This is a genomic window from Candidatus Erwinia haradaeae (assembly GCF_900698885.1).
In the GTDB taxonomy this organism is placed as follows: Bacteria; Pseudomonadota; Gammaproteobacteria; order Enterobacterales; family Enterobacteriaceae; genus Erwinia_E; species Erwinia_E haradaeae_H.
Genome location: NZ_LR217705.1, coordinates 101,567 through 121,028, shown reverse-complemented (window position 1 = coordinate 121,028; position 19,462 = coordinate 101,567). Strand labels below are relative to the sequence as shown.

General features: G+C 30.3%; 10 protein-coding genes, 1 tRNA gene and 1 pseudogene. 4 read left to right on the top strand and 8 right to left on the bottom strand.

Annotation, left to right across the window (positions count from 1 at the left end):
• Positions 1 to 69 precede the first annotated feature (69 nt).
• On the top strand, positions 70 to 1,146 hold the full coding sequence (alr, locus tag ERCISPPS3390_RS00380; protein ID WP_197094893.1) for an alanine racemase: 1,077 nt from the start codon (positions 70 to 72) through the stop codon (positions 1,144 to 1,146).
• Between the two features lie 1,164 nt (positions 1,147 to 2,310).
• On the opposite strand, the gene folD is transcribed toward alr, so the two are convergent.
• A complete protein-coding gene (gene folD / locus ERCISPPS3390_RS00375; RefSeq protein WP_197094892.1) occupies positions 2,311 to 3,177 on the bottom strand; it encodes a bifunctional methylenetetrahydrofolate dehydrogenase/methenyltetrahydrofolate cyclohydrolase FolD in 867 nt (288 codons plus the stop codon).
• Between the two features lie 1,921 nt (positions 3,178 to 5,098).
• Between folD and ERCISPPS3390_RS00370 the strand changes: the two genes are divergently transcribed.
• Positions 5,099 to 5,175, top strand: a tRNA-Arg gene (locus ERCISPPS3390_RS00370).
• A gap of 773 nt (positions 5,176 to 5,948) precedes the next feature.
• Positions 5,949 to 6,755, top strand: a complete 807-nt coding sequence (rsmA, locus tag ERCISPPS3390_RS00365; protein WP_197094891.1) for a 16S rRNA (adenine(1518)-N(6)/adenine(1519)-N(6))-dimethyltransferase RsmA — start codon at positions 5,949 to 5,951, stop codon at positions 6,753 to 6,755.
• A 357-nt stretch (positions 6,756 to 7,112) separates the two neighbouring features.
• On the opposite strand, the gene era is transcribed toward rsmA, so the two are convergent.
• From era to coaE, 5 genes are all read right to left on the bottom strand, one after another.
• Complete coding sequence (gene era / locus ERCISPPS3390_RS00360; protein WP_197094890.1) at positions 7,113 to 8,036, bottom strand: GTPase Era; 924 nt, start codon at positions 8,034 to 8,036, stop codon at positions 7,113 to 7,115.
• A complete protein-coding gene (gene rnc, locus ERCISPPS3390_RS00355) occupies positions 8,033 to 8,698 on the bottom strand; it encodes a ribonuclease III (RefSeq protein WP_414626229.1) in 666 nt (221 codons plus the stop codon). The genes era and rnc overlap by 4 nt, the downstream gene beginning before the upstream one ends.
• A 168-nt stretch (positions 8,699 to 8,866) precedes the next feature.
• The gene (gene lepB, locus ERCISPPS3390_RS00350; RefSeq protein WP_197094889.1) at positions 8,867 to 9,820 is read right to left on the bottom strand and encodes a signal peptidase I; all 954 of its coding nucleotides are present in this window, start codon (positions 9,818 to 9,820) and stop codon (positions 8,867 to 8,869) included.
• A 33-nt stretch (positions 9,821 to 9,853) separates the two neighbouring features.
• On the bottom strand, positions 9,854 to 11,653 hold the full coding sequence (gene lepA / locus ERCISPPS3390_RS00345; protein ID WP_197094888.1) for a translation elongation factor 4: 1,800 nt from the start codon (positions 11,651 to 11,653) through the stop codon (positions 9,854 to 9,856).
• A 774-nt stretch (positions 11,654 to 12,427) separates the two neighbouring features.
• Positions 12,428 to 13,030, bottom strand: coding sequence for a dephospho-CoA kinase (coaE, locus tag ERCISPPS3390_RS00340; RefSeq protein ID WP_197094887.1), 603 nt, complete (start codon positions 13,028 to 13,030; stop codon positions 12,428 to 12,430).
• Between the two features lie 1,835 nt (positions 13,031 to 14,865).
• Between coaE and ERCISPPS3390_RS00335 the strand changes: the two are divergent.
• Positions 14,866 to 15,990 (top strand): annotated as a pseudogene (locus ERCISPPS3390_RS00335) (IscS subfamily cysteine desulfurase); the annotation flags it as partial.
• Between the two features lie 330 nt (positions 15,991 to 16,320).
• On the opposite strand, the gene nuoN reads toward ERCISPPS3390_RS00335, so the two are convergent.
• Together nuoN and nuoM are read right to left on the bottom strand one after the other, a co-directional pair.
• Complete coding sequence (nuoN, locus tag ERCISPPS3390_RS00330; protein WP_197094885.1) at positions 16,321 to 17,772, bottom strand: NADH-quinone oxidoreductase subunit NuoN; 1,452 nt, start codon at positions 17,770 to 17,772, stop codon at positions 16,321 to 16,323.
• A 6-nt stretch (positions 17,773 to 17,778) separates the two neighbouring features.
• Positions 17,779 to 19,299, bottom strand: coding sequence for an NADH-quinone oxidoreductase subunit M (gene nuoM / locus ERCISPPS3390_RS00325; RefSeq protein ID WP_197094884.1), 1,521 nt, complete (start codon positions 19,297 to 19,299; stop codon positions 17,779 to 17,781).
• Between the last annotated feature and the right edge of the window lie 163 nt (positions 19,300 to 19,462).

The following is a 19,462-nucleotide window of genomic DNA, read 5'->3' as shown; positions in this document are numbered from 1 at the left end:
TATATTTTGGATAATATATTATACACCCCTATGCATAGGCCACTATATCTATAGATATAAGGAAAGATTATGTCTCGTCCAATTGTGGCAATAATCAATCAAAAGGCATTAAAAAATAATCTCTCTATAGTGCGTAAGATGATTTCTACTGCACAACTTTGGGCTGTAGTAAAAGCTAACGCCTACGGTCATGGCATTAAGAGAATCTGGAAGAGTCTATGTCAAGCAGATGGTTTTGCTTTGCTTAGTATCCATGAGGCCTTATTGCTCCGAGACAGTGGATGGCAGAAACCTATTTTGTTATTAGAGGGTTTTTTTCATCCAAACGATATAAAAATCTTAGCACAGTATAATTTAACTACAGTTGTACACAGTCAATGGCAAATTAAAGCATTAGCAAAAGCTAAATTATTAGCTCCATTGCATATTTATTTAAAAATGAATTGTGGTATGAATCGTCTTGGTTTTCAACCAGATGATATCCACTCTGTTTGGCAACAACTAAAGGAAATAAAAAGTATAGGCACATTAACACTTATGGCACACTTTGCGAACGCGGAGAATGCAGAAGGCGTCATCGAACCAATGCAGAAAATTTATCAAGCCTCAAAGAATCTTAATTGTCAGATGTCACTAGCCAATTCTGCCGCTATTCTTTTGCACCCTCAAACTCATCTTAATTGGGTTCGTCCTGGGATTATATTATACGGTGCCTTTCCAAAAAGAGATGGTAATCAGAGTATCATGTCAAATAGTGGCTTTGAACCTGTTATGACACTCAATAGTAAAATTATTGCCATTCAGGAGATTGCCTCTGGGTCAACAGTAGGCTACGATAACAGCTATCGAGCGAATTGCAAACAACGCATTGGAATAGTTGCCTGCGGTTATGCTGATGGCTATCCACGCCATGCCCCTTCTGGAACCCCTGTAAAAATCTTAGAACATATGACAAAAACTATTGGGACTGTTTCTATGGATATGATGGCAATAGACTTAACCCTATGTCCACAGGCTTATATTGGCAGTAAAGTAGAATTATGGGGCAAAAATGTTAAAATTGACGATGTTGCCACAGCATCTAAGACTGTGGGATATGAACTTATGTGCGCGCTATCTCCACGAGTTCCGGTTCAACTTGAGTAACAAAAAAAAGGTATAAAATAACCTGTATATAAAAATTTTAGTTAAGATCAGAACTTTTAAGGTTTTTACTAATATAAGATTTTTATGAAGTATTTATTTTTATAAAGTATATATAAACCATACGATCTATAAATTATATTTTTATACTAAAAATACCAAGAAATAAAAGAATATTATTAGTTTTTATACGTAAAATTTTTTACCATTCTGTAAAACGCATTAGTAACATACATTATAGATTTTATTTTTCATTGCAGCAAAAAATAACAAAATATTTATATCAAACAACTGTCATCATAAAAATAGCATAATTTATCTAAAAATAACTATCCATAGTATAAATTTGAGAGTAAACTAAAAAAACTACTAGTAGATACTATATAAAATCTGTAGTTTTATTTTAATATTATACAATATTGCTTCATATAAGATATTTTAAAAGCAGATTATTTTAAATATTAGTGCATCACCACATGTCATTCATGTTCAATTTCAATAAAATATTAATAAATCTACACTAATTAGTGTATACTCTCTGCTATTTCATCAAAACCTAACAAAATCTTATAACTAATATCATTAATAAGAAATTCTATTAATAATATTAATTGATATCAATCAATATCATTAAAATATATGGTATTGAATATTCTAAATGTTAGAAATATTCCCAAGCTAAACTTTTATACACCTAACGCATAAAACAAGCGATGCATGTTAATTTAAAACATTCCCAGCCAAGTCATGATCAAATTAGAAAATATACGGCTCATACTAAATATGAGTTTAATATGAGGCTATTAAAATAATAATTTTTTTACTAAAAAATATCAACTAAATAGGATATCCTCTCACTGAATGGCATATATGCTTATCATATAATATTCAAAATAGTTTTTATTATACACCAGTAGATAAATTTTATTTTATTATAGAATATAATACTTCATATGAATATACAGTATATTTTTAGATATCAACGCAGCATTGTTTGATTTTTTATCAACGCAACACTTATCATAAGGCTGCTTTTTTATATAAAATCAATAATCAATCAGATATTATTGAAAACTGTTAATCTAAAAATTCAAACTTTTGATAATTTTAAATTATTTAACAAACTATAACTTTTTATAAAATATTTTTTATCAACAGAACACCATATTACAAAGTAATTTTTTCACTTGTTTCACAGGCATATAATGTATTCTGCATAAGAGTAGCAATAGTCATTGGCCCAACTCCTCCTGGAACTGGCGTAATCCAGGATGCCCGATAAAAAGCTTGATCAAAATCAACATCACCCACTATCTTTCCATTTGTTAAGCGATTAATACCAACATCAACCACTATAGCACCGTATTTAATCCAATAGCCTGGAATAAATCTAGGTTTTCCAACTGCTACAACAAGAAGATCAGCTTGTGATACAAAACGCTCTAGATTTTTTGTAAAACGATGTGTAATAGTTGTGGTACAACCAGAAAGAAGTAGCTCCATACTCATGGGTCTCCCAACAACATTAGAAGCTCCAACAATTACTGCATGAAGACTGCAAATATTAATATGATAACGCTCTAATAAAGTTATTATACCACGAGGCGTGCACGGTCGCAAAAAACTTGGTGAACGCTTACACAAACGACCAAGATTATGCGAATTAAAACCATCTACATCCTTAATAGGAGATATGCTGTCTGTTATTAGAATTGGATCTATTTCTGCTGGAAGCGGTAACTGTACTAAAATTCCATCAATAGCGGAATCCTGATTAAGTTGATGAATTAGATCTAGAAGCTGAACTTGGGTGGTATTAACTGATAAATCATATAAATATGAAAAAAATCCAACTTCTTCACACGCAGAACGCTTTCGAGTAACATAAATCCGCGAGGCTGGGTCTGAACCTATTAATATCACCGCTAGACCTGGGATACGCTTGCCTTCAGCTAAGCGTATTTGTATACTTTTAGCAATTTCTTTACGTATCTGGTGCGCAATTTTTTCACCATTAATAATTTTTGCAGGCATTAAATAATGCGTCCTTCTGAATTACATCTGATAATTGTAAAACACACCAGTGTTAAATTATACTAAAATTGATAGTCGCGTCAAATTAATACAACCTGCCTATATATCTTTATATATGTTACTTTGGTCGCGCTGATCATGTTTTTATAAAATACTTGTGTATATAAAAGATCAATAAATCAAAAATATATACGAAGTATATAATCAACATACCTTAAAATATCCAAGATAATAATACTTTATTTTACTACATGATCATTATTCATTCATTCTAACAATTATCACGTCAATGCTATATTTCATTTTTTATTTTTTTATATCTTTGTTATTCATTGTGAAAAAGTTATTTTAAATAACTATCAAAATTGATTTTATTTGATATAATTTATAATTTTCAATAGATTATATCAAAATATAACTAATATATTATATTATATATAATAACTATCCTAAATTTTTCTAAAACTAATATCATATATTATGTCATCTATAACATTTGACGTCATAGATACAATCTATATAGCATGCTCAGTACTATTTGAGGCAAAGTATGTAATAAAAAACATTAGAACTATACTAGTGTATAAGTTATTTTTGTGAAAAGTTTTTAAAAGATATTCCACGCTGCCATCTGATGATAATCAGAGTATTAAAAACTACATATCTAAAGATTTTAAAGTTTTTTTATTATGCTTCTTTTAGATTGTTAGTATGTTCATCAATTAACAACTAGCTAAGTTAATTACCTAAACAATTGAAAAAATATATCTACAACACATGCAGACATTATTTTTTAAAAAAATCTCATGCTATATATAGGTTATCATAACAATAAAAAACCATTATTTTACAAATCAATTATTATCAATACACATTAAAAATATTTCTTATTTATCTTAATTTTATCAATACACATAGGGACTATCTTATTAAAAATTTTTATTAACACTTATAAAAATAGAAACCTATATAACTTAATCAAAAAAGAAAAATACTTTTCTTTAATACCAAGGCTCTGTAAATATACATAATAAACACATTAACTTGCAAATATTAAACTTTTGGGGATGTATATAAAGTATTATATTTTTATTAATCTGAAAGATATAATAATACTAGACTACAACTAATCAGTATGTATTCAACAATTCAAGATCAATCATCGCTCTCTTGATAGATGGTTCACCCTTACTAGAAAAACCATTAAATATAATCTATATTAATATATTAAGACCTAAAGACATAACAGATTATGTGACTCTATATTAATAATATTATGTAATGTCTATAATTAATGTTAAGATATATATCTTAATAAACTACATTGCGATGAGAAATACACTTGTCTTATCTTACATGAAATTATACATAGCGCGTGTAATATTACAAAACAGAACAATCGTAAATATTTTAGAATAAAAACAATAATTTTTCAGATTCAATCTATTGAATAGATGCACAATAAAGATATCAAGAAATGAGCAGGTCTTACATCAATAAATAATAAAAAAGTATGTCACTTAAAAACGTCGAAATAATTAATAATCACATAAAATTTTCAGGACTAATAATACGCTAAGATCTTATCTTTTAAGTTTCAAATAAACACAAAAACAAATTAAATCTGACTGTAGTATTACATATCATAGCAACATGCAGTATATAAAAATATCTAAAACTCTAGAAGTAAAAGTAACTCTATAAAATTTTTTTGGTGATATTGCCAAAATCTCATGACTAATAATTAGATTGAAATACATATTGCAAGTAATATAGTTAATACACTGTATAATCTAAGTGCCATTTATAATACAACTTAATCAAATAAAAAGCTTTTAATACGAAAAAAACATAGTATATCTGCTCAAAGCAAACTAGTTGACTCATTATATACATAATATATAATGTATCTACATTAAATGCGCCCTTAGCTCAGCTGGATAGAGCACCGGCCTTCTAAGCCGTAGGTCACAGGTTCGAATCCTGTAGGGCGTGCCATAACTAAAGTGAAAATTATTTCACAAACAAATACAATATTTTACTATATTTTACATCATCACAGCATGATTACTATAATAATCTCTAGATTAAGTAATCTTATTTATTATAGTTTCTATGTTTATATCTATAGTTTAAGATCTTTGTAATGTAGCAAAAATTTAAATTCTGACAAAAATTTTAAAAACTAATAATCTGATATCAAGCATTAGGTTTAATGACAATTAATATAAAATATTTTTACAATTTATTTGATAATCATGTAATTAAAAACCTACTACCTACGAGTAAATTTTATTAGAAACAATAAATTCATATAAACAAAGAAATCTGATATAGAGGACAAAATTATAATTTATACTTTAGTGTTATTATTTTATCAAAGTTTAAATTAACCTTAATTACTGTAATAATTTTTTATAAAACACTTTCAAGAAAACATCAAAACTCACAAAATCATAATATTTTATCAAAGAAGATACAAAGACACTTTTAAAATAACAGATCATTGATAAGACCACTTTTTAAAAAAAATCATATAGACCGTTAAAATATTCAGTTCATTAACTTTTTATAAAAATAATCTAAATAGCTTAAAAAGAATGCACAAAAGACTAGTTTCCGAACACTATCAACCAAGTTTGCAAAACATTTATAGTTGATAAATAACTTTACCGCTTCATTATATTACTCTAAATATTATTTTATATATACATCATCGCTAAAATATATGAGAAATATATTTTCTTAATATACTTAAACTAAAAAAACCAATGATAAATCAATTACACCATATATATCATGCAAAAAAACGTTTTGGACAACATTTTTTACATGACCAATATATCATTAATGCTATTATTAATGCTATTTACCCCCAGTATTGGCAAGTAATGCTCGAAATTGGGCCTGGGCTTGGTGCATTAACAGAAAAAATAGAACCACTGGTAAATAGGCTCACAGTAATTGAAATTGATAGAGATCTAACATTACATCTGAAAAATAATTCACGGTTAAAACAAAAAATCAATATCTTTAATCAAGATGCTTTAATATTTGATTTTTCAGATTTTTCAAAAAAACAGGGCCAATTATTACGTATATTCGGCAACTTACCTTATAATATTTCCACGCCGCTGATATTTTATATTTTTAGTCACATTAACGCTATTCATGATATGCATTTTATGCTACAAGAAGAAGTAGCTAATCGTCTATTGGCCAATCCAGGAAATAAAAATTATGGTCGCTTATCAGTTATGTCCCAGTATTACTGTCAGATATTTCCAGTAATTTCAGTTCCAGCAAATGCCCTGACCCCGACCCCAAAGGTCAACTCTACGGTAGTACGATTGACCCCCATCAGAGCTATCACACAATCACCAAACCGTATCCATGCCTTGCATCGAATAACTAAAGCAGCCTTTAATCAACGTCGTAAAAAAATAAGCAATAGTCTTCAATATTTAATCTCTGTTGATGAATTGATAAAAATGAATATTTCACCAGACTTACGTGCAGAAAATATTAGCGTATTGCAATATTGTCAATTAGCAGATTGGTTAACAAAGCACTGTTAATAACTTATTAATCTTCTCTTTTAATGTGGTAATATAAATAATTGAAATTATCTTCTATAGCACTTGAATAAAATAAGGATATATACGCAAAAACCTATGCATACCAAAGTCTAACATCATTTATGTTATTCAAACGTAAACTCTATTTTAAGAAAAGGAACCTGAAAAATATATATTATATATAGAGCTAACAAGATTAAATTATATACAATTTGCACTAAAATTTAGTATTTATTCCAATCTATATTATCAATATATAACTAATGTTTACCTTATTAACAATAATGTTTTACTATATAAGCACTCATTGTCCCCAGAATTCATAGATAGTAAAATAGAGTATTTTACTATTAAAGATTAATCTAAGTATTTCTGTAATGGTATTATATTTTTATATTCTATATTTGGTACTATGTCCTTATAATCTCGCTCACTAGATATAATCTTCACCCATAGCTCAAGATAAACTTTTTGTCTAAAAATTGTCTCCATATTATGACGTGCTGCAACACCAATGCTTTTAATCTTAGCTCCGTTATATCCAATTACTATCTTTTTATGGCTGGCACTGTGTACTAAAATCACCCCGCAAATAATTAATCTACCATGCTTATTAACAATAAATTGCTCTATTTCAACCGTCGCTGCATATGGAAGCTCGCCTCCAAGATATCTTATAATTTTTTCACGAATAATTTCTGATGCCATAAATTTTTGAGAACGATTTGTAATACACTTTTCTGGAAAATAGTACTCTGACTGTGGGAGATATTTATACACAATGCTACTAATAGTATCGATATTCGTTCCTATCTTTGCAGAAATAGGTACTATATCTACAAAATGCCTCTTCCGGCTTAACCACTGAAGATGCGGTAATAAAAGACTTTTATTAGTAATAAGGTCAATCTTATTAAGCACTAAAAGAACCAATGATTTATCTTTTAGATAATGCATGATCGTTGTGTCAGCGATGGTCCAATTTATACCCTCTATTATAAAAATAACTAACCTGGCATTAGTAATGGAGTTTTTTATTACACGATTCATAAAACGATTAATAGTATTTTTTTCTTCTATACATAAACCTGGTGTATCAATATAAATAGCTTGATATACACCTTCACTCTTAATTCCTACAATCTCATGACGAGTAGTGTGCGGCTTACGTGAAGTGATAGAAATCTTCTGTTTTATTAATTGATTTAATATAGTAGACTTTCCTACATTTGGGCGCCCTACAATAGCAATAAAACCACAATAGGTAGTATGTTCTCTCATTTTATACCTAGCATAATTAAGGCTGTTTGAGCAGTTTTTTGTTCAGCCTGCCGACGACTAAAGCCAGTTTCTACCACTGGTTCTTCTATTCCAGTGACTATGCATTGAATCGTAAATAACTGATGATGCTCTGAACCTTGCACCTGCAATACAAGATAAGATGGCAACGGAAGATGATTTCCTTGTAGGAATTCTTGCAAACGTGTTTTTGGATCTTTTTGTTCATCTCCTGGCGAAATAGTATGTAAACGAGAGTCATACCAGTTAAGAATCAACCGCTCTATCGTCTGCATATTACTATCTAAAAATATACCACCAATTAAAGCCTCCATGGCATTAGATAAAATAGATTGACGCTTATAACCACCACTTTTCCATTCTCCCCGGCTAAGAGTTAAATACGAACCTAAGTTAAATTCTCGCGCTATTTCTGCCAAGGTGTAGCCGCGCACTAATGTAGAGCGCATACGACTCAAATCACCTTCGTCAATACATGGAAAGCCACGATAAATTGCATAAGAAATTACACAATTTAAAATAGAATCTCCAAGAAACTCAAACCTCTCATTATTTTGACGACTAAAGCTGCGGTGTGTTAATGCCTGTTGTAGTAATTCAGTTTTTTTAAAAAAATAACCTATCTTTCTCTGTAGCTGATTCATGATTACCGTATCTATAGTTTAACACTGGCGATATGCAATAATTTTACTTTTATAAGGAAGCATACTTAATCACAATACAGGCTCAATATATATTGTATATATACCGTACAGTACTATCACTCACGCAATAAAAATTATCCATTCAAGTCATCTATTTAAAATCATTCTTTAATGAATTATTCCAATACGCCCCAGGCGTAAGCCAGTTGGAAACTTGCCCTCCTTTTTATCAAAACTCATCCATATAGCAGTTGCCTTACCAACTAAATTATTTTCTGGCACAAACCCCCAATAACGACTATCAGAGCTATTATCACGGTTATCCCCCATCATGAAGTACATATTCTCTGGAACCAACCAGCTAATCTTTTGATGAAGGATCCCATTCTTAGCTTTTAACTCAAAATCTTTCTGCTCTCCATTTAACAATAAAATAAGATGTTTTACGCTATCGAGCATTTCTACACGAGTTACCGGGCGATTACCTTCAGGTTCTAATGCTTGAATGTATTCTTGATTGATATTATCATTTAATGAATCTTGATTAGATTTTATGAATTTTTGAGAATCTATATTGGTATGAGAATAAGTCACCTTTAATAAACGTTTACAATTTTTAACATTCATAAAATCTGGCTGAATTGACAATTGTTTACTAAGAAGGTCGTAACTAACCAAATCACCTGGTAAGCCAATCACGCGTTTAATATAATCTTGGCTTGTATCTTTTGGATATTTAAATACAACAACATCACCACGATGCGGATGTCCAGTCTGTATCAGAGTATGTTGCGTAATGGGATTCTTCAGGCCATATGCATACTTTTGTACTAAAATAAAATCACCAGCTAATAAAGTTGGCATCATGGATCCAGAGGGGATCTGAAAAGGTTCGTAGCCAAATGCACGCACTATAAATACTAAAAAAAGCACTGGAAAAATTGATGCTATACTTTTCATCCAGGATTGTAATTTGTACGATATAGTAATTACGTTATTAACAGGTTTCTGTATTATCTGTTCTTTATCTTTATTTATGATTCTTCTGGAGATCATAATACACCATAATAAACCACTAATAGACGTTGCAATTACTAAAACTATTATAAATGTATGCGCCATATCTAAAACCTCTTCAATAAAATGCTATAAATCTTATTTATTTTGTATGGAAATATTCATTATTGTAAAAAATGCTTCCTGCGGAAGTGCAATTTTTCCAATGCTTTTCATGCGTTTTTTTCCATCTTTTTGTTTCTGAAGTAATTTTTTCTTACGACTAATATCACCACCATAACACTTAGCAAGAACATTTTTACGCAATTGCTTCACCGTATTGCGAGCAAAAATATTCTTTCCGATGGTCGCTTGTATAATAATTTCAAATTGTTGGCGAGGAATGATCTGTGTAAGTTTATTCACAAGCTCCCGCCCATAAAATTGTGCGTGCTTGCGATGAGTAATTAATGATAACGCATCAATTCGATCGCTGTTAATTATAATATCAACACGAACCATATCAGCCACGGAAAATTTTTTAAAATGATATTCCAGCGAAGCATAACCACGTGTCGCGGATTTGAGGTGACCAAAAAAATCACGAATCACTTCAGACATGGGTATCTCATAAATTAGCGAAACTTGTTTTTCATAATAAACTATACTAGTTTGAATACCACGCTTGTTAATACATAACATAATCACATTACCGAGATACTCTTGTGGCACTAATATTTGACACTCAGCAATTGGTTCGCGTAATTCTACTATGTTGTGATCTATAGGTAACTTAGTAGGATTGTCTACATAAATTAGATCCCCGCAAACTGTTTTTACTTCATAGATAACGGTAGGGGCAGTAATCATGATCTCCAGGTTGTATTCACGCTCAAGACGCTCTTTAATAATTTCCATATGTAGAATACCCAAAAATCCACAACGAAAACCAAACCCCAAAGCTGTAGAATCTTCTGCTTCATAAAACAATGAAGCATCATTTAGACGCAATTTTCCTAAAGAATTCCTTAACAATTCGTAATCATTAGATCTAATCGGAAATAAACCAGCATAAACTTGTGGCGTAACCTTTTTAAATCCAGGTAATGCATGCATAGCCATATTATTAGCTAAAGTAAGCGTATCCCCTACTGGAATACCAAAAATATCCTTTACCCCACATACAATCCAGCCGACTTCACCACAGCATAAAATACCGGTATCTGTGCGTTTCGGAGTAAAAACACCCACACGATCTATTGTGTAAACTCGATCAGTACTCATTACTTTAATTTTTTCACCTGCACGTAAGATACCATTTTTAATACGTGTCAGAGAGATAACACCAAGGTAATTATCAAACCAAGAATCAATTATCAGTGCTTGTAGTGGTCCTTGTGGATCTCCTGTAGGTGATGGGATTTCCCGTATCAAGCGTTCTAGCATATCAGATATCCCAGCGCCAGTTTTAGCTGAACAGACTACGGCATCAGTAGTATCAAGCCCTATTATTTCTTCAATCTCTTTAAACACCCTGACTGGATCTGCTGTAATTAAATCTATTTTATTTAATACAGGGATAACTGTTAAATTCATTTCTATTGCACTATAAAAATTAGCTACAGTTTGTGCTTCTACTCCCTGTGTAGCATCAACTACAAGAATGGCGCCTTCACATGCTCCAAGAGAACGAGAAACCTCATATGAAAAGTCAACATGTCCTGGTGTATCAATAAAGTTTAGTTGATATTTCTTGCCATCTTGTGCATGATAAGTGAGAGTAACACTTTGCGCCTTAATGGTAATACCACGTTCGCGCTCTAACTCCATTGAATCTAGCACCTGCTCCGTAATTTTGCGCTCTGTTAAACCACCACACATCTGAATCAGACGATCCGCAATCGTTGATTTTCCGTGATCGATATGAGCAATAATAGAAAAATTTCGTATTTGATTCATTGATATCATTTGATAGACTTTAAATAATTTAGATATATATGGATAATAGCTACAATCTTTTTAATTTTTAGCTTTCTGAATATTGCTAGATACTTTAACATAGAAGTTCGGATCTTATTGTTAACAAGATTAAAGTCTATATGATGAAATTTAAAGATCGAGGAGACTTTTAGTGCGTACTAACATATACTTAGATCTAAATCTTTCTATTGTTATAATCATAAAATCCAAGCAATACTAGTAAAATAATAACAAAATATATCCCTTTAATATAAAATCTAGATCCGTTAATAATAGAAATTTTGCCTATCATCTACCGATGGTCAGATGCATCAAAATTTAATTAACCTGATACAACAAGTTATAACCTGATAAAACAAGTTATTAGAGAAAATCTTTAAGTAACTACATCTATATGTAAAACAATGTAAATTGTAGGCATATATTTCTTTAGATGACCTAAATATATCTATGGAATCTAATGATTTATATTAAAAATATATATTTTATTGTTTTTCTCTATAAGAGATACTACATTAAGATATTATATACAATCTATAAAATAGATAAATATGATCTTTAAAGCAGATATAATATAATCAAAGGAAAGAAATAACTTTTATGTATTATTGAAAAAAAATTAAAAAATTAATGATGATATCAACAAACATTATTCACTATATTATCAAAAAAAGTCTTTCTAACTTTTTTAACAAAAATTTTACTTAGATCGATATCTATATATGATTTGAAATTTAGCATGCATTTGCGACATTATGAATTTTTTGAAAAATGTAAATAATTCTGATTTAATGCGATTACTCGCCGATTTAGCATATCTAATGAACCATTGTTGTCTATAATATCATCTGCAACAGAAATGCGTGACAAGGATGTTGCTTGAGCGCGAATAATTTTATTCACTGCATAATAAGTAATACAATCACGTTTTGCAGTTCTCTTGATTTGTAATTTAAGGTCAACATCTGTTAATAAAATACGATTAGCATAATGTTGCAAATTATTTTCTATTAAAAGTGGAACCACCCACAAGCACCATAAAGATTGTGAGGATGCTAACTGAGCATGAGAATCCCGGCAGATAATTGGATGTAATAAATTATTAACCCATAACCTATCTTCTAGAGAATTAAAAATTTTTTTTCGTAACAAGGGACGATTTACAATCCAATCCTTTATAAATATTTTTTTACCAAAATATTTATATATTTCCATTAAAACTTCCCGATTTGCTACAAGAATCTGGCGTGCAATAGCATCAGAGTCAACAATTTTTACACCTAACTTTGCAAACATATTTGCAATAGTGCTTTTTCCGCTACCAATACCACCTGTTAAGGCTACAATATAGGACATAAACTTAATATCTCGTTATCTAACTAATAATCTATTTATAATGCAATGAATAATTTGTATCACTTTTGAAAAAAAATTAGTGATATTTAAATATCAGTTTATTATTTTTATTTTGAGATAGTAATCGTCAATACAAAATTACTTCTAATGCATAGAATAACTTTAGTTATTAAAAGACAGATCTCTTTCGTAAAGTGCTTTTTTATAGAAATCAAAAATTAACCATTATAAAAGAAAAATATATTATTTAGCTCATCAAATGGATTTTTACATAATCGACGCTATTTCCTCATAAAAATAAGTTATAAGCTCATTAGCGAAGAAACACTGATAGAATCATCTTTATTTTATAGAGATAATTTAACTAATGTTTCTTTTGCCTAATAAAATCTTATAACACTTCTGATTGATCAACATTCTAGTACCTACCCATATGCATCTTATGACTTATATATTTTCCAGAAAACAGAAAATCTACTATATGATAGTATCAGGATTTATGAAATTATTATTAATAATCAACTCATGTTATCTACAGAAACCTTTTATATCAATGAAGTTAATAACAATATCTCAAATATATATTATATAGATAATATCTAATTCTGTTTATAATAAAATTATAAAAAAATTTTTAGTTAAAGCTAAATGTTATAATCAAATTATATCAATCTTAAAATACAAGACACAATATACCTATATCTCAGATATATATAACAACATATACAGTAAAATTAACAACATATACAGTAAAATGGAAAAAATTTTTATTAAATTTTATTCTTCGCATGCATATATCAATCTATAAAAATTAAAAATATATCCACATGAGAGGTTAAAAAATGTTACAAGTAAAATACTTAATAGACTATATAGCGCAATTAATAGATAGATATCATTTATCTAAATTAGATATCATATCATAATTAGGCATATAGTATAAAACTTTAAGCCGGCTCCATTCACATAACAAGTATTATTTTTAACATAAAGAACATATAATTTAAAAAATCATCTCACTCCATTTTAAAGAATTATAAAAAATCATTAAACGAAATTTCCCTCTAAAATTTTTTAAATGCATCCCTGTTTAAAACATTTATCATACACTATACAAATATTTTTCTCATCACTCCATTAAGGTTCAGAGTAATTTTTATCAAAATATTTGAATTCATGAAATTTTAAAATATATCAATATATTATGTTTCTTAATTTTGAGCTACCATTGCATATAAATATACATCATCAGACTTATATATAAATTATAATTCTATAGTCAAAGTGATCCTTAGTTGTTCTTCAAAGAACACACTAAATTTGCTATGCATCTTAAATTTAGCTCACCAAAGAAGATCCTTGTATAACTATATCTACAGATAATAATTATTAATTAGTATAAATCATAATAGATGGTTTATATTTTTAAGATATATCAAGCTTCACGATTAGGTCTATCACGTCTACTAAAAAACTATTAAACATAATCTAATGATTAAGATAGAAATATAGTAGCTATGCTAGACACACTTATAGTAATATATAAAATATAGATTATTACAATAATATATTAAATCATGCTTAATAGCACTTATTTAAAACTAAGCTATTTTATTATTCTGATTAACAGGATAAAATAATAATAATAAAATATTAGATGTGTAGAGATCATAATCAAAATGAAAATATTTTATATTAACTAAATTTTATATATTTAGCACGTTCTGGGATGTTTATGTGTTCTGTACAATGTTTACTTATAACTTTTAAAAAAAATCATTAAGTTTACTGTTACGCTAGATATAATAAGAACATGATCTGAGAATATTTTAAGAATGAAACTACCAATTTACCTTGATTATGCAGCCACTACACCAACTGATCCACGTGTAGTAAAAAAAATGCTACAATATTTTACTCTAGATGGTAATTTTGGCAATGCCTCTTCTAGATCTCACAAATTTGGTTGGCAAGCAGAAGAAGCGGTAGATGTTGCCAGAAATCAGATCGCAGAACTTATTGGAGCTGACTCAAGAGAAATTATTTTTACCTCTGGTGCAACTGAATCTAATAACCTAGCTATTAAAGGTGCGGCAATTTTTTATCGCAAGAAGGGTCTGCATCTTATTACCACCAAAACTGAACATAAAACGGTGCTAGATACTTGTGCTTATCTAGAATCTGAGGGTTTTCAGATCACTTATCTTAATCCATCAAACAATGGCGTTTTTTCATTAAAAAATTTAAAACAATCACTACGTCCTGACACTATACTCGTTTCTATCATGCATGTTAATAATGAAATTGGTGTTATACAAGATATTACTGCTATGGGAGAAATATGCCGAAAACATGGTGTAATCTTTCATGTTGATGCGACACAAAGTGTTGGCAAACTACCCATAAACCTCAAGAACCTAAAAATTGACCTTATGTCATTTTCAGCACATAAGGTATACGGACCAAAAGGTATTGGTGCTCTTTTTGTTCGAAATCAGCCGCGTATTTATCTATGTGCGCAAATTCATGGTGGCGGGCATGAACGGGGTATTAGGTCTGGTACACTACCAGTGCATCAAATTGTTGGTATGGGTGAAGCTTTAACAATTGCTAAAGATGCGATGAAAGAAGAGATGCTGCGTATTTGCAAACTACGTATACAACTTTGGAAAGGTATTCAAAATCTTCAAACAGTATCTCTTAATGGGTCTTTGAATCAAGGAGCTGGGCACATTTTAAATATTAGTTTTCATAATATCAGTAAAACTGCATTACTGATATCACTAAAAGATCTGGCTATTTCTACCGGATCCGCTTGCCTTTCTAGCAGCCTAGAACCTTCTTATGTACTAACAGCTCTTGGTGTAAATCGAGAAGTTGCACTTAATTCTATTCGATTTTCTTTAGGACGCTTCACTACTCAAGAAGAAATTACTCACGCTGTTCATTTAATAAATAAAATGTATAATTAATAGTAGCACTAGAATCATCAAGGTCCAACTAAAAGTTGACAACTATTACTTAACCTCCCGGCATTAAGATATCGGTAAAAATTTTAATTAGATCGCTGTATAAACGATATAAATTTTTATATGTTGCTTATTATAACAAGTTATTGCGTTGTTATAATAAAAATAACTTAACAGAATAAAATTTTTTTTGGTAAGATTTAATATAATTTGATATCATATGTTGCAGTATTGTTACAAAATCACCGCTTTCTCTCTTCTATGTAGATTCTAGTTACCTCTAACTGCAATAATAAAATTATTTTTACTATAAAATCCATTCTAGAGCCTTATAAGCTGCGCTAACCCAATAATTGGTTGTGGATAAATTCCAAATATTATAGAAAGCATAGCAAATAAAACTACTGTAATATTAGTCAGCTGTAACTCCGAATGGTGCTGTGGTGATAAATATTTTAAAGATTTGCTAGGTGCCAAATATAAACTAATAATAATGCGAAGATAATAGTATAAACCAATAGCACTTCCAAGCACCATCGCTATTGTTACAGCCCACAGGTGAGCATAAACTCCTAGAGATATCAGGTAAAACTTACCTATAAAACCAAAAGTCATAGGGATGCCAGCAAGTGAAAACATCGTTATCGTTAAAGCAATTGCTAAAACAGGATTACGCCAAAATAAGCCCCGATAAGAAGATAGCGCCTCAGAAAAATCATTTTTTGTATTCAACATGAGACTAACTACACCAAAAACTCCTAAAGTGCTGAAAAGATAACTTGCGAGATAAACAGCAGCTGCTTCTAATGATAACTCAGAATATCGTACTGCAATTAAAGTAATTAATAAATATCCAAAATGTGCTATAGATGAATAACCTAAAATACGTTTAATATTTTTTTGCCTAAGAGCCATCAAATTTCCAAATAACATAGACGCTACTGCTAGTATACTTAATGCAGAATATATACATTCAAAATTTTTGATAGATGTATAGATAAATAAACGCATTAAAACACTAAATACTGCTATTTTGCTAGCACTTGCCAAAAAGGTCCCTACTGAAGAAGGCGCTCCTTGATACACATCTGGTGTCCAAAGATGAAAAGGCACTAATGAAAGCTTGAATCCAAAACCTACAATCATTAAAGAAAAACCTACTATAATTAATGCTTCTGAGCTCAAACTATTACTTTGTAAATAAATTAATTCCTCAAAACCAAGACTTCCTGTATGCGCGTAAACTAACGCTATACCAAAAAGAAGAAATGCAGAAGAAGCAATAGATAATATAGCGTATTTTAAAGTTGCCTCTAAGGAACAACCAATATTTACCGCGTAACCTACTAAACCAACTAACGGCAAAGACAGCAATTCGATGCCAATGAATAATGATGAAAAATGATTAGCGCTAACTAAAACAACACCACCAAGCGTAGAAAGCATAATAAGTAAGTAAAATTCTTCACGGTTCTTAGGGTATTGTGTTATCCATGGATAAGAAAAAATACAAGCAGATAAACTTGAAAGAATCACCAAACTAGTATAAAAAATTGAGTATCTATCTATGCGAAGTAGTGCAGTAACATCTCCTGCTTCCACCTGCTCTACAAAATACAAAGAAAACAATGCTAAACTCAAACCGGCAAAAACAATAAAATCGTAAAAACGATGATTACGCTTTAATCCAATACTTAGCATCATAATCACTACGGTTAAACTAAGGATTAATAATGGTATAATCAGAATTAATTGTTGATTAATGACTGTCATAATAACTTACGATCTTATTGTGAGCATGGGAGCGTTGAGTAATTTCTGAATATTTCCCATAGCAGCATAAGAGGTATCCAGGATTGGCTGGGGGTATAGACCTAAAAAGATTAATAAAAATAATAACACCAAAATAATAATCAGCTCACGAGGTGACATGTTATGCAATAGCACTGCTGATTTTGATTTGCCATAGTAAGTTTTTTGCATCATAACTAAAGAGTATATAGCAGAGAATACTAGACTACATGTAGCAATTATAATAATCCATGGCACTATATGAAAACCGCCAATAAAAATCATAAATTCGCCAATAAAATTACCTGTACCAGGCAGTCCGAGATTGGCCATAGCAAAAAATAAAGATAATCCAGGAAGCCATTTTATTCTTGACCATAAACCCCCCATATATCGCATATCGCAAGTATGCAAACGTTCATAAAGTTGTCCAGCAATAATAAATAACGCAGCAGCAGACAAACCATGTGCGATCATATGAATAACAGCTCCTTGGTATGCTATCAAATTTCCTGTGTATATTGCAATAAGTAAAAAACCCATATGGGAAATTGAGGTGCATGCAATCAAGCGCTTCATATCATTCTGAGAAAAAGCCATCCAAGCTCCATAAAATATACTAATAATTCCTAACCACATAGCAATTGGAGCGAATATAGTAGATGCATGAGGAAATAATGGTAAAGCAAAACGCAATAAACCATACGTAGCAGTTTTTAACACAATACCTGACAATTCGACTGAACCAGCAGTAGGGGAACAGCTATGCACGTCTTGCAACCAACCATGTAAAGGAATAACTGGTATTTTTACCGCAAATGCAATAAAAAAACCGATCATTAATACTTGTTCGACTCTAAGTGACATAGGTGTCTGTAATAGATTTTCATAATAAAAAGTTAAATCTCCTGTTGCTATATAATGAACAAAAACTAAGCCTAGAATAGCCATAAGCATTAGCAACCCACTCACCTGTGTGTATATAAAAAACTTAGTAGCAGCAGAAATACGATTCCTGCCTTCTGCGGATCGATTACCCCATAGCGCAATTAAAAAATACATTGGCACCAACATCATTTCCCAAAAAAAGAAAAATAAAAATAAATCGATAGCAAGAAATACACCAATCACTCCTCCTAATAACCAGAGCAAATTCAGGTGAAACAAGCCATGGCTTTTATTGATCTCTTTCCATGAACATAAAATTGCCAAAAAACCCAATAAACTCGTGAGAATCACCATTAATAATGATAAACCATCAATAGCTAAAGAAAAAGTAATACCAAATCGAGGGATCCATGGAATAGAGAACTGACTTTGCCACTGCAAGCCACTATGTATCTGCGATAACTCATGTTCACTATGCATCCAGCATATCAATGAAAGAGTTAGTGTGAGCCCCATGGTGATTAGAGCTATCCAGCGAGGTTTTTTAGTGCCAAAATTCTCCGAAAAACAACAAATTAAGCCACCAATAAAAGGTAATGCAATAAGCCAAGGTAATAACATTATAATAATTCTTCTTTAATTTTTGAGACAACCTGGCTATATCTTTTTCAATCTAGACATAACCTGAATTGAGCTTATGTACTTTTATATTCACCTAAAAATGTTTAAAAATACGGCCTTCGCAAAGTAAATAATGCGTCCTTTTTACAAATTAAATCTAAAG

Excerpts from the sequence above, each read along its gene's own strand:
- alr (WP_197094893.1), top strand. The coding sequence starts at position 70 with ATGTCTCGTCCAATTGTGGCAATAATCAATCAAAAGGCATTAAAAAAT.
- folD (WP_197094892.1), bottom strand. The coding sequence starts at position 3,177 with ATGCCTGCAAAAATTATTAATGGTGAAAAAATTGCGCACCAGATACGT.
- rsmA (WP_197094891.1), top strand. The coding sequence starts at position 5,949 with ATGATAAATCAATTACACCATATATATCATGCAAAAAAACGTTTTGGA.
- era (WP_197094890.1), bottom strand. The coding sequence starts at position 8,036 with ATGAGAGAACATACTACCTATTGTGGTTTTATTGCTATTGTAGGGCGC.
- rnc (WP_414626229.1), bottom strand. The coding sequence starts at position 8,698 with ATGAATCAGCTACAGAGAAAGATAGGTTATTTTTTTAAAAAAACTGAA.
- lepB (WP_197094889.1), bottom strand. The coding sequence starts at position 9,820 with ATGGCGCATACATTTATAATAGTTTTAGTAATTGCAACGTCTATTAGT.
- lepA (WP_197094888.1), bottom strand. The coding sequence starts at position 11,653 with ATGAATCAAATACGAAATTTTTCTATTATTGCTCATATCGATCACGGA.
- coaE (WP_197094887.1), bottom strand. The coding sequence starts at position 13,030 with ATGTCCTATATTGTAGCCTTAACAGGTGGTATTGGTAGCGGAAAAAGC.
- nuoN (WP_197094885.1), bottom strand. The coding sequence starts at position 17,772 with ATGACAGTCATTAATCAACAATTAATTCTGATTATACCATTATTAATC.
- nuoM (WP_197094884.1), bottom strand. The coding sequence starts at position 19,299 with ATGTTATTACCTTGGCTTATTGCATTACCTTTTATTGGTGGCTTAATT.